The sequence below is a fragment of the Mediterraneibacter catenae genome (assembly GCF_008691045.1).
Classification (GTDB): domain Bacteria; phylum Bacillota; class Clostridia; order Lachnospirales; family Lachnospiraceae; genus Mediterraneibacter; species Mediterraneibacter ornithocaccae.
Genome location: NZ_VMSO01000020.1, coordinates 1 through 13714, shown reverse-complemented (window position 1 = coordinate 13714; position 13714 = coordinate 1). Strand labels below are relative to the sequence as shown.

The following is a 13714-nucleotide window of genomic DNA, read 5'->3' as shown; positions in this document are numbered from 1 at the left end:
GGGTTGATTCTAATATACCGCCCGGCTGTAATGTTTGAAAGAGTTAAATCTTATTATCAGGTGCACTTTTTTTATCTGTGCAGATCGTGAGCGTGGCGGCGAGCCGGCCGTCCGGGTCTATGGAAAAGGTCAGACCGCTGTCTCCGCCGAAATGGAGCTGTATCCTCTCGTTTACATTGCGTATGCCGAACCCGTGGGATACTTTCAGATCTACATCTTCGTAGCGGAGATAGGCGTTCAACTTGTCCGGATCGGCGCCCCGGCCTGTATCGGTCACCTGCACATAGAGCCTGTCCTCATCTTCCCATGCCCGCAGGAACACGGTAATGCCGGCGTCCTGCCGTGTGATCCCATGCCGGATCGAATTCTCTACGAGAGGCTGCAGGGTGAATTTGGGGATAAAGATCTCCGTATCCGGACGGTCTGCCGAGATCTCAAGGCGGATTTCCTGGCGGAAACGCAGAGTATAGATCGAGATATATTCCCGTATGTTTTCTACCTCTGTATGGATACTTACAAGTTTGTCCGGATCCGTGATGCTGTACCGCATCAGACTGGCAATCGAGTCAACCGTGGCGGCGATGTCGTCCTGCCCGCGCATCAGGGCCATGTAGTTGACTGTATTCATGGCGTTGAGCACGAAATGCGGATTCATCTGGGCCTGCAGTGCGCGAAGTTCGCTTATACGGCGCTGCTCTGCTGCCTTCTGGATCTGACCGGTGAGGCGGTTGACACGCCGGATCAGATCTCCGAAGCTGGTATTCAGACGCCGGATTTCCGGAGGCCCCGTCAGTCCTGAAAATGCAGCCAGATCCACGGTGCGGGTATCTTCTATGCTCTCGATCTTCCTGGTGAGGTGTACGACCGGGCGTGTAATGCCTCTTGAGAGCAGAAGAGAGGACAGAGCGCCGATGATCAGGAAGATGAGCGAGCAGATCAGATAAGGCAGCATCACTCTGTGAAGCTGTCCGGTGATATCGCTGTACGGGGTGAGAAAGAGCAGATGAAGACCCCAGTCCAGCTCCGCCGAACTGTATATATAGGAACTGCCGTTCAGGGAAAGCTCCTGATGGGCAGTGTCGCCCAAAAACTGTGAAGCGGCGTCAGACAGATCGGGAAGTGTGTCTGACTGATACAGCAGGGCGCCGTCACGGCTGAAAATGGCGAATCCGCTGTTGGCAGTGAGCGGGTGAAATGAAAAAATCTGCGGGATGCGGTTTGCGGGCACGCTGCACAGGAGCACTCCGACTCCGTCCTGCAGCCGGGGACCGGAATAGTGGCTGTTCTGGAGTTTTTTGGCGAAACAGAGCCTTCCCTCTTCCCCATCTACGAAGATATATTGTCTGGTCACCTGCTCGTGTGCGTTTTGATACCACTCCTCATGAAGGACAGTCTCCGCGCTGAAGAGGCGGCTGACACGCCTGATCGTGGTGTCGGACTGGAATAAGGTACTTACCGGGAGAGCCGGATTGATATAGAGGACAGAAGAAAACCCTTTGTTAGACAGCGCGGTCTGGGAATTCAGGACATAGGCCATGCGGCTGTTAAGGGCTGATTTTGTCTGAAGATCTTCAAGAGAGTCCTCGCCCACCGGCATGGACAGCAGATTCCCGAGTTCCTCGTCCGTTGTATACAGATAAGTAAGCTGATCCAGCTCCTGTGTAAAAAGACGGCACAGAGAATTGTTGGCGTCGACGAGAGTATCATAGGACGTCAGTATCTGGTCGGTAATGGAATAGCGGAAGAGTCCATAGGTGACGAGATTCAGTGTGAGCAGAATACCTGAGATAATCAGGCAGATAATCATAAAGCTCCGTTTTGTGATACTCATATATTCTCCTCCTTCGCGGAACGGTTCGGGTGCAGATCCCTGGAACTGTAGAGATTGCGGTACTCGCTCGGAGTCATGCCGGTCTGCTTCTTAAAAGATCTGGCAAAATAATGCGGATCTTCGTAACCGGATCTGGCGCATACATCCTTGATCGGGATGGAAATATCCTGCAGCAGTTCCTGCGCGTGCAGCAGCCGCTGCTGTGAGAGGTAGCTGCTGATGGTCTGTCCCATTGCCTGTTTAAAGACTGTGCTCAGATAAGGCAGGGAGAGGTTTGCGCGGTCTGCAAGCTGTGAAATGTTAAAGCCCGGATCAGAAAAACACTCTTGGATCATCTGGACGCAGTGAGCTACGATCGGCTGTTCATATTCATTTTTCCTGCTCTGCGTATACGCCATGAGTTCCTGGCAGAGTGAGAGCAGATAGTCTACGCGGGCTGCAGGTGAAGGCAGGTGCCAGTATGTCTCCATTTCCTGCTTTTTAATATCTGCAAGCTGCGGATTGTTTTTCCTGATTTCCTTCTGATAGGTAAAAAGATGGTTCAAAATTGTAGCGCCGAGAGTTCCGGCTGTGTCGTGGAGCAGGGAATCAGAGAGGCTCCCGGACAGCAGAAGATCACGGACTGCGTCAGCGTCTCCCTGCCGGAGAAGCGAAAGCAGATGGTCTCTTAATGAGTCGCTTCCGGTCAGACGGCGGATCTCTTTTCTGGCCGTCAGCTCCTGACTGATCTTTACCAGAAGGTTTTCCAGTTCTTTGATTTTCTGCCTTGTGACAGGTTTTAAGATATAATCAGTAACGCGGTACTGCAGCGCCTTCTGGGCGTATTCGAATTCGCTGTGCCCGCTTAGGAGTATGATATGGGTACCGCGATGATTCTGATACAGATAACGCGCAAGGTCAATTCCGTTCATGCGCGGCATCTTGATATCTGCCACAACTACATCCGGAGGATTGTCCTCGATCATAGAGACTGCTTCGAGCCCGTCTGTAGCACAGCCTGCCAGTTCTCCGTTGAAGCTGTCCCAATGCAGCATCTGACGCAACCCTTCCAGGGCAAGATAATCGTCATCTACAAGCAGTACTTTTATCATAAGTCTGTTCCTCCTCTTTTGCGGCTCATTCCCTAATAACTGTCTGAAATAATCATCGGCTATTATAGCACATGACTGCCGGATTTGTGAATTATTTCCTATAAATAATATTTTTTGCGCGGATTTTAGTGGATAACATCACATAAAAAAGATGCACCTCATATAAAAATTGTGCCGTTGTTGAAATGTCTGCGCGAATGATACACTTTATCTAGAAAAAAACACGGAAAGAAAAGGGGGATGTTATGAAAACTTCAACTGCTAACCCGGCTGTCGTGAAAAAAAAGAAAAAAAGTTTCTGGTATGTATTCAAAAAAAATCTTCCACTGACTGTTATGGCGGCGCCGGGGCTGATCGTAATGATTCTGTTCCGCTACCTTCCCATGTCGGGACTGCTTCTCGCATTTAAGCGCTTCAGCGTAAGGGACGGCATTTTCGGGAGTCAGTGGATCGGCTTCAAAAACTTTGAATTCCTGTTCAAGACAACAGACGCCTGGATCATTACGAGAAACACACTGCTTTATAATGGTCTGTTTATCCTGCTGGATCTTGTGATGGCAGTGGCTATGGCGATCGGCCTGAACGAACTCCTGAAGAAACGCAGGGCGAAGATCTACCAGACGATCTTTATGGCGCCTTACTTCCTGTCATGGGTTGTTGTTTCGTTTATGGCGTTTTCAATGTTCAGCGTGGACGACGGCCTGTTCAATCATCTGCTTGACTACTTCGGATTCGCCGGGGTAGACTGGTATTCTGATCCTGGAAAATGGCCGTTTATTCTGACATTTTTCCAATTGTGGAAGACGATAGGATATTCAACGGTCATGTACCTGAGTTCTCTTACCGGTATTCCGAACGATTACTACGAAGCAGCGGTAATCGACGGAGCAACAAAATGGCAGCAGATCAAAAATATTACGCTGCCATGTCTGAAACCGATGATGATCGTCCTGACAATCCTGGCAATCGGAAGAATTTTCTACGCTGATTTCGGTCTGTTCTTCCAGCTTCCGAGAGATTCGGGACCGCTGTATGACGTGACACAGGTTATTGATACATATGTATACAGGGCGCTCAAAGAAACCGGCAATGTCGGCATGGCATCTGCAGCCAGCCTTTACCAGTCGGTTGTGGGATTTGTCCTTGTAGTAGGAACCAACCTCGTCGTACGTAAAATGGATCCGGACAGCGCATTATTCTGACAGGAGGGGTTATGGATGAAAAGTTTATTTAAGAAGAAAAAGAACAAGGATGAGGGAGTACCTGATCTGACAATAAACCGGATATCTAAAAAAGCCGATATTGCTCTGAATATCTGGTTTGCCATATGGACTCTTGTCTGTGTGCTTCCGCTTCTGCTCGTAGTGATCGTATCTTTCAGCAGTGAGCAGAGCATCTTTGAAAACGGGTACAGCTTTTTTCCGTCCGAGTGGAGTCTCGCGGCATATGAGTTCTTCTTTAAACTAGGAGATCAGCTTATCCGTTCTTACGGAATCACAATTTTTGTAACTGTAGTCGGAACAGTATTCAGTCTGGCGATCAGCGCAAGCTTCGCATATGTACTCAGCCGCAGCGACTATGCATACAACAGACTGTTTACACTCCTGATGCTCTTTACCATGCTGTTTAACGGAGGTATCGTTGCTACATATATGGTAAACACACAGCTGCTCGGTCTGGGCAACAGCGTGTGGGCGCTGATCTTCCCGATGTCGTTCAACGCATTCTACATTGTGGTGCTCAGGACGTTCTACAAGAGTATACCGGTTGAGCTGATAGAAGCTGCGAGAGTGGACGGAGCCAGTGAGTTTAAGACATTTTTCAGGATCGTGCTTCCGCTTTCAAAACCGGGTATCGCAACGATCGGTATGTTTACGATGATCGCATACTGGAACGACTGGTTCCTCGGAATGCTCTACATCGTAGATCAGGAAAAATATCCTGTACAGACACTGCTGTGGAGTATGCAGAACAGTCTGGAATTTATGAAACAGTCTTCGGCAAATGCTCTGGAATATGCAGAGATGGCAGCAAATGCACCGACAGACAGCGGCCGTATGGCTCTTACCGTGCTGGTAGTACTTCCGATTCTTCTGGCGTATCCGTACTTCCAGAAATATTTCGTCAAAGGACTTACAGTAGGCGGAGTGAAAGGCTGATATAACACGTATTCAGAACGCAGAAGCGTTTTGGTAAATAATTTCTAAGAGGAGGAAAGATTATGAAACTGAGAACAAAAAGATTGCTCAGCATCGGACTTGCGGCAGCTATGACAGTGGGCCTGCTGGCAGGATGCGGAAAGAAAGGCGGATCAGACAACGGCGGCAGCGATGAGGACGGCATCACTACACTGAAATGGTACATGTCCATCAACCCGGTGGCAGCAGATACGGATAAGGTGATTGAAAAACTCAACGAGTATACACGTGACAAGATTGGCGTAGAGATCGATTACAATGTAATCGCCAACCCGGACTACAAAGAGAAAATGCCGAACCTGATCAATGCGGGCGAGTATTTTGATATCTGTTTTACAGCAAACTGGACGACCGATTATCTTCAGTTCGTAGGCAAGGACGCGTATATGGATATTACGGATCTTCTTCCGGAATATGCAAAAGAAACTTATGATTTTATTCCGCAGGAAGTGTGGGATACAGTGAAAGTGGACGGACAGATTTACGGAGTTCCTTCCTATAAAGAAATGGGATGGCAGGGCGGAATCGTATATAACAGCGATCTTGCCGAGGAATACGGAATCGATATGAGCCAGGTTGCTACACTTGAGGATTATACAAAAGTCCTTGAGACAGTTGCCGAGAAGTCAAAGGCGGCAGGACAGGATGTGATCGGTGTATCGGGTCTTGTGAACGCATGGCCGATGGCGGCTCCGTACGAGTCTCTTACAGGAAACTCCACTCTCCCGGCAGTTGCGGCAGTACCGGAGTATGACAATTTCAAAGATATGGCAGGAGAGACTGTATTTAACCAGTACGCAAGTGAAGAGTACATGAACTACTGTAAGACTGCTTATTCATGGAACAAAGCAGGATACCTTGGCGGCGATCCGGTCAACTATGACAGCGATACAGCAAACCGCGACAATGACTTCAACAATGGCAAGCTGTTCTCCTACTTCATTAAGAATGCACCGGGTAACGTTGAAATGATGTCAAATTCAAGCGGACACGGAGTAGGCTTCGTATCACTGATGGATCCGTTATTTGAGACAACGAGCGTACTCAGCGGCGGTATCCTTGCAATCTCCTCCGCAAGCGAGCATCCGGAGAAAGCTCTTGAGTTCATTAACCTTCTGAACACAGACGAGTATGTCGGAACACTGATCCGTCATGGTATCGAAGGTGAACACTACACAGAAGTAGGCGACAACCAGGTTGACAGAACAATGGGCGGAACACTTGATCCGGCTGACAACGGATACGACTATACATATGGATGGCAGTTTGGTACGCCGTTCAACCAGAAATGGGATATCAGTTATCCGGACAACATCGAAGAACTGTTCCAGGAGTATAATGATGCAGCTGTTATTTCACAGAACAACGGCTTCTCATTTGATATGACACCGGTAGAGACACAGGTTGCAGCTCTGACTAACGTGATCGCAGAGTACGGACCGTCTCTTGAGACCGGATCCGTAGATCCTGAGGAATACATTCCTTCATTCCTTAAAGATCTGGAAGCAAACGGAGCACAGGATCTGATCGATGAAGTGACAACTCAGGTTGAGGAATATCAGTCATCAAAATAAATAGTTTCAGAGTTCAAGTAAATACGGAAATTATTCATAAAAAAATGAAAACCGGCACCGCCCTGCGGCATGCCGGTTTTTCAGCAGAGCAATATTGAAAATAGTTTATCAGAGAGGAGTCTGGTGATGAAAAGACCGAATATATTATTTATCCTGACGGATGATCAGGGCGCCTGGGCGATGCGCTGCGCAGGCAATACCGACATCTATACGCCGAATCTGGACCGGCTGGCAAAGCAGGGTACCAGATTTGATAATTTCTTCTGTGCATCTCCGGTATGCAGTCCGGCAAGGGCTTCCATACTGACAGGACGTATTCCGTCCCAGCACGGAGTCCATGACTGGATCCGGTGCGGAAGCCTCGACAGGGACGCTCTTGGGGATCTCAAAGACCATCCGTATTTTGCAAACGAGGATAAGCCTGTGCGTTATCTGGACGGCATGACAGCCTATACGGATCTGCTGGCACAAAACGGCTACCGCTGTGCGCTTTCCGGCAAGTGGCATCTGGGAGACAGTATGAATCCCCAGCACGGTTTTACGGACTGGTTCACGATCGGAAGGGGCGGCTGTCTCTACATGCAGCCGGATGTGATCGAAGACGGAAAATTAAAGATAGAAGACCGCTATATTACGGATCTGATCACGGAACATGCGCTGGAGGATCTTGAGAAATATGCGGCGTCAGAAGAGCCGTTCTATGTCAGTGTCCACTATACGGCGCCCCATGATCCCTGGGATGCAGATCAGCATCCGAAGGAGTTTACGGAGATGTACCGGGACTGCCAGTGTACGGCTACGCCGGATGAGCCGCTTCATCCGAACCGGATACCTACGGCGCCGGGAGGGACCGGTGAGGAGAGAAAACGTCTCCTGAGAGGGTATTACGCGGCGGTCAGTGCTATGGACGCGGGAGTGGGACAGCTTCTGGACCGTCTGGAGGAGCTGGGGATCGCTGAGGACACCCTGGTGATTTTCACTGCGGACAACGGCATGAATATGGGGCATCACGGCATCTGGGGAAAGGGCAACGGAACGTTTCCTTTCAACCTGTTTGACACGGCGGTAAAAGTTCCGTTTATTGCCCGCTGGCAGGGAAAAATCCCTGCAGGCAGGGTGACTGAGAGCATGTGCAGTCATTACGATATTATCCAGACACTGAAGGAACTGCTTGATCTTGAAGGTGAACTGCCGGAGGGGCTGCCGGGGAAGAGTTTTGCCCCGGTGCTGACCGGAGCTGCGGATACAGATAACCATGTTGTGATCCTGGACGAGTACGGCTCGAGCAGGATGATCCGCAACCGGGAGTGGAAGTATATCCACCGTTATCCTTATGGACCGAATGAGCTCTACCATCTGTCGGAAGATCCCGGGGAGAAGGAGAACCTGATCGGCTGTCCGGAATATGAAGAGATCCGCTGCGAACTGTTCGACCGGCTCCAGAAGTGGTATGCGGAGTATGCAGATATTGCTGTAGACGGAACCCGCGAAGCAGTGACCGGGTTGGGGCAGATGCGACGGCCGGGACTGTATTCCGGAGGAAAGCCGGTCTATGCGGAGACGGCGAAATATCAGAAGTAAGATAGTAAAAGTAGAAAAAGAATATTGATTTAACACGCATGATGTACTAAGATGTGATTCAGACATTAAGTCGGAAGAAAGGAGACTTCATCATGCAGCCGTCTAATGATTTGAGAAGCTTATTAAAGAGGATCGACCACAGAGGTTATCCTGCTTACAAAGATACAAGGGGCGCTTATCAGTTTCCGGGATATGTGCTGTCCATTGACCATGTGCAGGGAGATCCCTTTGCATCGCCGTCGAAGGTGAGCGTTCATGTATCTGGCCGTACAGCGGGATTTCCGCAGGAATTATATAAGGAAGACTATCAGCGCATTGCCCTGCAGGATGAGCTGACGAGGCAGTTTGGAAGGCGTGCGGAACAGTTTGCATTTAAAGCAAAAGGATCGGGAAAGAGCGGGCTGATCTCTGTGAGCCGTTGCTCCCAGGAGGTACTGGAGCGCACGGCGTGCAGTATCGATCCGAAGAGCGGTGACACAGTGCTCCGAATGGAGATCGGCTTTCCGGCGAATGGCAGGACGATCAATGCGAGGGAGCTCGAAAAGATCCTGTTTGATTTTGTGCCGGAGTGTGTGAAGCATGCGCTCTTCTATAAAAATATGGACGCAAAGCGTCTGAGAGCGATCGTCGATCTGGCAGAGGACCAGCATTATATCCGGGAGAGACTGCCGGAGATGGGATTGTGTGCTTTTGTGGCGAACGGAAGTATACTTCCCAGAGAGTCCGGTATCTCACCGCGTCCGATGAAAGGCGGGGTGCAATTCCGGTCGCCGGAAGAACTGGAAGTGACTATGGAACTCCCGCACAAAGGTAAGATCACCGGCATGGGAATCCGCAGAGGGATCACACTTATCGTGGGCGGCGGATATCACGGGAAATCTACGTTGTTAAAAGCGCTTGAACTCGGAGTATACGATCACATTGCCGGAGATGGCCGGGAATATGTCATTACGGATAACACCGCTGTGAAGATCCGTGCCGAGGATGGGCGCAGCATTAAGAAAACGGATATATCTATGTTTATAAATGATCTGCCGAATGGAAAAGACACGGTGGGATTCTGCACAGAGGATGCCAGCGGAAGTACATCCCAGGCGGCGAACGTGGTAGAAAGCATCGAGGCTGGCACGTCGCTTCTGCTGATCGATGAGGACACAAGTGCGACCAATTTTATGATCCGTGACGAACTGATGCAGAGAGTGATCCACAGGGATATGGAGCCGATCACGCCGTTTATCGAGAGAATACGGGAACTGTATGATGATTACGGAATCTCCACCGTGATCGTGGCAGGCAGCTCCGGATCATATTTCCACATCGCAGATACAATCATCCAGATGGACCGGTATGTGCCGAAGGACATTACGGATTATGCGAAAAAAGAGGCGGAGAGCTTCCCGATGATAAGCGCGCCGGAGAACCCTGCGGCAAGACCGGATTTCAGAAGATGTCCTGCAGCAGGAAGAGAATTCAGAGGGAATGACCGGATCAAGATGAAGACTATGGGCCGAGAGGCGGTCATGATCAATAAAGAGACGATCGACCTGCGCTATGTAGAGCAGATCACGGACAGCGAGCAGGTGACCGCGCTGGGGTACTGCATGAGGTATGCACAGAAGCACCTGCTCGATGGTAAGAAAGACTTGCGGCGGATCGTGGACGAGCTGGAACAGACGATACGGAAAGGCTCACTTGCGGCTCTGTGCGAGAACAGCTCAAGTATTTCCTGCATGGCTATGCCGAGAAGGCAGGAGATCTTTGCCTGCTTTGACCGGTACCGGAGCCTGAAGATGTAGCGGCAGAACCGGGAATAACGATACGATAAGGACAGCGCAGGAAAATATCTTTGCATGTACAGTGAAAGAATGACAGACAGGAGAGAAGTACAATGAAGTTAGTTGACGGTAGACCAGAGAGCACAGAAGGGAGACTGGATAAGGAGATCCGTGTATATGATTTCCTCGATTCACTGGGGGTGAAATATCAGAGAGTTGATCACGAAGCAGCGATGACGATGGAGGCATGTGAGGAGATTGACCGAACCTTAAGTGAGGGAGTGGATAGCGGTGTGGCGATCTGCAAGAATCTGTTCCTGTGCAACCGGCAGGAAACAGACTTTTACCTGCTGCTTATGCCGGGCGACAAACCGTTTAAAACAAAATACCTGTCCGCACAGATCGGCTCATCCCGTCTGTCATTCGCAAAACCGGAATATATGGAACGATATCTGGATATCACGCCGGGATCGGTAAGTGTTATGGGACTGATGAATGATAAGGATAACAAGGTGCAGCTTTTGATCGATGAGGATGTACTGCAACAGGAATACTTTGCCTGCCATCCGTGCATCAACACATCGAGTCTGAGGTTCCGGACCGCAGATCTCGTAGAAAAAGTGATACCTGCTTTTGACCATGAGCCGGTGATCGTGATCCTTATGCAGGCATAAATCCGTCCCCTGACATCAGATGGCTGAACTGTTACGTTACACAAAATTTTTTCTAAAAAAAGCTTGCATTTGTCCGGAAGGTATGATAAGATACTGCTTGTGTCAGAGATGACGCGGGTGTAGTTCAATGGTAGAACACCAGCCTTCCAAGCTGGATACGTGAGTTCGATTCTCATCACCCGCTCTATTTTTTTGCAGATTTACCTATAAGTACCGGGATGCTCTTCGATGAGCTCCCGGTATTTTACGCGATACGCCCGGAGGGCGACCGCTGTGCTTGCACGAGCGGGCATCCGACGGGCAACGGTCATCGAGCGGCAATGCCGTGAGATGAGCGAGGCATCGCGATGTTTATAACTGCATTCCGGTTTTCAGCATCCGGAACATCCGCCTTGCCGCCCCAAGATATAATTCGTCTGCACGGTCCAGTGCTTCCCGCAAAGGCATAATACCGTTTACGGTAGTAATGATCGAATTGATCCCATGATCATAAATATGTTCTGCCCCTTTTCCCATGCTTCCGACGATTGCTGTAACAGGGATATTGCGGCGTCTGCAGCGTGTACCCACACCCTGCATGACTTTTCCGTATGCAGACTGCCAGTCCGCCGTTCCTTCACCGGTTACCACGAGTGAGACTCCGTCCAGTTTCCGGTCAAATTCTACGAGATCCAGAACAGTTTCGATACCGGATTTAAGTTTCCCGTTTAAAAATACCATAAGCGCTGCTCCCAGCCCGCCGGCAGCCCCTGCGCCGGAGACTTCATCCATGTTGACTCCAAACTGTCTGAGGATGATATCTCTGTAATTCTGCATGCCTGCTTCTAATTCCGAAAGAATTTCCGGAGTGCCGCCCTTCTGCTTTCCGAATGTGTATGTGGCGCCGTTTTCCCCGCACAGAGGATTAGTCACGTCACACATCACAGTAAAAGAAGCCTGTCTTGCCAGAGGATTCAACCCGGTAATGTCGATCTTCCGCAGCTTTATAAGATCCTGCCCGCATCCGTCCAGTTCCTGTTCATTTTCATCGAGAAACCGGACTCCAAGGGCGCGCATGCAGCCCATACCCCCGTCGTTGGTGGCTGATCCTCCGATAGCGATAGTAATCTCCCGGCTGCCGCCCGCCAGTGCATCTGCTATCATCTCACCTGTGCCGTATGATGAAGTCCGCCGCGGATCCCGCAGTGATTCAGGAACAAGGGGGAGCCCCGAGGCAGAAGCCATTTCCATAATCACTCTCCGGTCATCCAGCACTCCGTAGTAACCTTCTGTTATTTCGCCCAGAGGCCCGTGCACAGGCAATGTGACCTTCTTTCCGTCAAGAGCTGCCAGGACGGCATCTGTCGTTCCTTCTCCGCCGTCGGCGACTTCCACACAGACACATTCACAACCGGGAAAGACTTCTGCGGCTGCCCGGGTGAGGAGTTCTGCGGTCCTGTGCGAAGAAAGCGTGCCTTTAAAAGAATCTGATGCAAATAAAAATTTCATATGGAAAGTCACCTCATATGGATTGATCTGTATTTCAAAGGAATCTGTATTTTGATTATAGGTCAGGACTGAGGCAATATCAAGAAATCTTCAGATTGTATCATTTTTCCCCCTGTGCTATACTGTAAGAAATCAATCAGGAAGGCTAGGAGATAAATATGAGATTTAACCTTACAGACAATGTTGTTGTCCGTGCACTGACAAAGATATGCGATATGGTCTGTCTTAATGTCCTGTGGCTGATCTGCTGTATTCCGATTGTTACGATCGGCGCCGCTACGACGGCTTTATACACGATTATGCTGAAAATGGTAAAAAATGAAGAGGGATATATTTTCCGGGGATTTTTTAAGGCATTCAAATCTAATTTCAAGCAGAGCACGATCATATGGATCATTGTACTCTTACTGGGTATTGTATGTACGATCGATTACAGAGTAGCTGCCGTGATGCCCGGAACAGTCGGACTTGTAATGAGAACAATCTTTTTTTTGCTGGGATTCATCCTGCTGTCAGTTACGATTTATATCTTTCCGCTGACAGCCCGCTATGAAAACAGCATACGCGCTACATTCCGCAATGCGCTGATCCTTACAGTAGGAAAGCTTCCGTATACGCTTCTGATGGTAGCGGTTATGGTACTGGCGGTGATAGGTTCGCTGTGGAATACAGCGACTTTGATGTTTACGCTTCCGCTCTGGTTCCTTATCGGGGGATCGTTGATCGCATGGATCAATTCCTATATATTAAGAAGAGTGTTCTTAGTGTTTGAAAAGAATGACAACGGAACAGATGATAACAGTACAGGAGAAGAGGGGTAAAAGATGAATTTTCTGGAAGAACGAATTGTAAAAGACGGCGTAGTAAAAGAGGGAAATGTACTTAAGGTAGACAGTTTTCTGAATCATCAGATGGATATCAAACTACTGGATCAGATGGGAGCGGAGTTCAAGAGAAGGTTTGCGGACAAGCCGATCAATAAGATCCTTACCATTGAAGCTTCGGGAATCGGAATTGCATGTGTCGTGGCACAGCATTTTAATGTGCCGGTAGTGTTTGCTAAAAAATCTCAGAGTATCAATCTGGACGGAGATATGTATGTGGCTGAAGTTGAGTCCTTTACGCACAAATGTATTAATCATGTGATTGTAGCACAGAAGTTTCTGACACCGGAAGATCATGTGCTGATCATAGATGATTTTCTTGCAAACGGATGTGCGCTTCAGGGGCTGATCCAGATCGTACAGTCCTCCGGAGCTACAGTGGAGGGAATCGGGATTGCGATTGAAAAAGGATTCCAGTCCGGCGGACGGATCATACGTAATCTTGGTTTCCAGCTTGAGTCACTGGCTATTGTAGACGGAATGAATGCAGAGACCGGAGAAATCCAGTTCAGGGATCAGTCTAAAACGGAGCTGAACAGCGTAGAAAAAGCAGAGGATGAAATCTGCAGAAGTGCAACGCTTGACTAAATTCGGTTTATCGTACTGGCTGATAGTACA

Annotated in this window: 11 protein-coding genes and 1 tRNA gene; 9 read left to right on the top strand and 3 right to left on the bottom strand. The window is 49.3% G+C overall.

What is annotated here, in order from left to right; genetic code table 11:
* Nucleotides 1-43: 43 nt before the first annotated feature.
* Together FNY66_RS12420 and FNY66_RS12415 are read right to left on the bottom strand one after the other, a co-directional pair.
* Nucleotides 44-1831, bottom strand: coding sequence for a sensor histidine kinase (locus tag FNY66_RS12420; RefSeq protein WP_150311350.1), 1788 nt, complete (start codon nucleotides 1829-1831; stop codon nucleotides 44-46).
* A complete protein-coding gene (locus FNY66_RS12415; RefSeq protein ID WP_087151346.1) occupies nucleotides 1828-2922 on the bottom strand; it encodes a response regulator transcription factor in 1095 nt (364 codons plus the stop codon). The genes FNY66_RS12420 and FNY66_RS12415 overlap by 4 nt, the downstream gene beginning before the upstream one ends.
* 245 nt (nucleotides 2923-3167) lie before the next feature.
* Between FNY66_RS12415 and FNY66_RS12410 the strand changes: the two genes are divergently transcribed.
* The 7 genes from FNY66_RS12410 to FNY66_RS12380 all read left to right on the top strand — a co-directional run bounded on the left by FNY66_RS12410 (nucleotide 3168) and on the right by FNY66_RS12380 (nucleotide 10908).
* Nucleotides 3168-4124: an ABC transporter permease gene (locus FNY66_RS12410; protein WP_229409516.1), complete on the top strand. Its 957-nt coding sequence runs from the start codon at nucleotides 3168-3170 to the stop codon at nucleotides 4122-4124.
* Nucleotides 4125-4139: 15 nt separating this feature from the next.
* Nucleotides 4140-5081: a carbohydrate ABC transporter permease gene (locus tag FNY66_RS12405; protein ID WP_087151347.1), complete on the top strand. Its 942-nt coding sequence runs from the start codon at nucleotides 4140-4142 to the stop codon at nucleotides 5079-5081.
* Between the two features lie 62 nt (nucleotides 5082-5143).
* Nucleotides 5144-6694 (top strand): ABC transporter substrate-binding protein, encoded by a 1551-nt coding sequence (locus tag FNY66_RS12400; RefSeq protein ID WP_229409515.1) that lies wholly within the window; start codon nucleotides 5144-5146, stop codon nucleotides 6692-6694.
* Between the two features lie 126 nt (nucleotides 6695-6820).
* Complete coding sequence (locus FNY66_RS12395; protein WP_150311349.1) at nucleotides 6821-8275, top strand: sulfatase-like hydrolase/transferase; 1455 nt, start codon at nucleotides 6821-6823, stop codon at nucleotides 8273-8275.
* A 92-nt stretch (nucleotides 8276-8367) separates the two neighbouring features.
* Nucleotides 8368-10071, top strand: coding sequence for an ABC-ATPase domain-containing protein (locus FNY66_RS12390; RefSeq protein WP_150311348.1), 1704 nt, complete (start codon nucleotides 8368-8370; stop codon nucleotides 10069-10071).
* Between the two features lie 92 nt (nucleotides 10072-10163).
* Complete coding sequence (locus tag FNY66_RS12385) at nucleotides 10164-10724, top strand: prolyl-tRNA synthetase associated domain-containing protein (RefSeq protein WP_150311347.1); 561 nt, start codon at nucleotides 10164-10166, stop codon at nucleotides 10722-10724.
* Between the two features lie 113 nt (nucleotides 10725-10837).
* Nucleotides 10838-10908 (top strand) — tRNA-Gly (locus tag FNY66_RS12380).
* Between the two features lie 167 nt (nucleotides 10909-11075).
* Here the strand turns inward: FNY66_RS12380 and FNY66_RS12375 are convergent.
* Nucleotides 11076-12212, bottom strand: coding sequence for a glycerate kinase family protein (locus FNY66_RS12375; RefSeq protein WP_150311346.1), 1137 nt, complete (start codon nucleotides 12210-12212; stop codon nucleotides 11076-11078).
* 158 nt (nucleotides 12213-12370) lie between these two features.
* On the opposite strand from FNY66_RS12375, the gene FNY66_RS12370 reads away from it, so the two are divergent.
* Together FNY66_RS12370 and FNY66_RS12365 are read left to right on the top strand one after the other, a co-directional pair.
* On the top strand, nucleotides 12371-13033 hold the full coding sequence (locus FNY66_RS12370) for a YesL family protein (RefSeq protein WP_150311345.1): 663 nt from the start codon (nucleotides 12371-12373) through the stop codon (nucleotides 13031-13033).
* Nucleotides 13034-13036: 3 nt separating this feature from the next.
* Nucleotides 13037-13684: a xanthine phosphoribosyltransferase gene (locus tag FNY66_RS12365; protein ID WP_150311344.1), complete on the top strand. Its 648-nt coding sequence runs from the start codon at nucleotides 13037-13039 to the stop codon at nucleotides 13682-13684.
* Nucleotides 13685-13714 lie beyond the last annotated feature (30 nt).

Excerpts from the sequence above, each read along its gene's own strand:
- FNY66_RS12420 (WP_150311350.1), bottom strand. The coding sequence starts at position 1,831 with ATGAGTATCACAAAACGGAGCTTTATGATTATCTGCCTGATTATCTCA.
- FNY66_RS12415 (WP_087151346.1), bottom strand. The coding sequence starts at position 2,922 with ATGATAAAAGTACTGCTTGTAGATGACGATTATCTTGCCCTGGAAGGG.
- FNY66_RS12410 (WP_229409516.1), top strand. The coding sequence starts at position 3,168 with ATGAAAACTTCAACTGCTAACCCGGCTGTCGTGAAAAAAAAGAAAAAA.
- FNY66_RS12405 (WP_087151347.1), top strand. The coding sequence starts at position 4,140 with ATGAAAAGTTTATTTAAGAAGAAAAAGAACAAGGATGAGGGAGTACCT.
- FNY66_RS12400 (WP_229409515.1), top strand. The coding sequence starts at position 5,144 with ATGAAACTGAGAACAAAAAGATTGCTCAGCATCGGACTTGCGGCAGCT.
- FNY66_RS12395 (WP_150311349.1), top strand. The coding sequence starts at position 6,821 with ATGAAAAGACCGAATATATTATTTATCCTGACGGATGATCAGGGCGCC.
- FNY66_RS12390 (WP_150311348.1), top strand. The coding sequence starts at position 8,368 with ATGCAGCCGTCTAATGATTTGAGAAGCTTATTAAAGAGGATCGACCAC.
- FNY66_RS12385 (WP_150311347.1), top strand. The coding sequence starts at position 10,164 with ATGAAGTTAGTTGACGGTAGACCAGAGAGCACAGAAGGGAGACTGGAT.
- FNY66_RS12375 (WP_150311346.1), bottom strand. The coding sequence starts at position 12,212 with ATGAAATTTTTATTTGCATCAGATTCTTTTAAAGGCACGCTTTCTTCG.
- FNY66_RS12370 (WP_150311345.1), top strand. The coding sequence starts at position 12,371 with ATGAGATTTAACCTTACAGACAATGTTGTTGTCCGTGCACTGACAAAG.
- FNY66_RS12365 (WP_150311344.1), top strand. The coding sequence starts at position 13,037 with ATGAATTTTCTGGAAGAACGAATTGTAAAAGACGGCGTAGTAAAAGAG.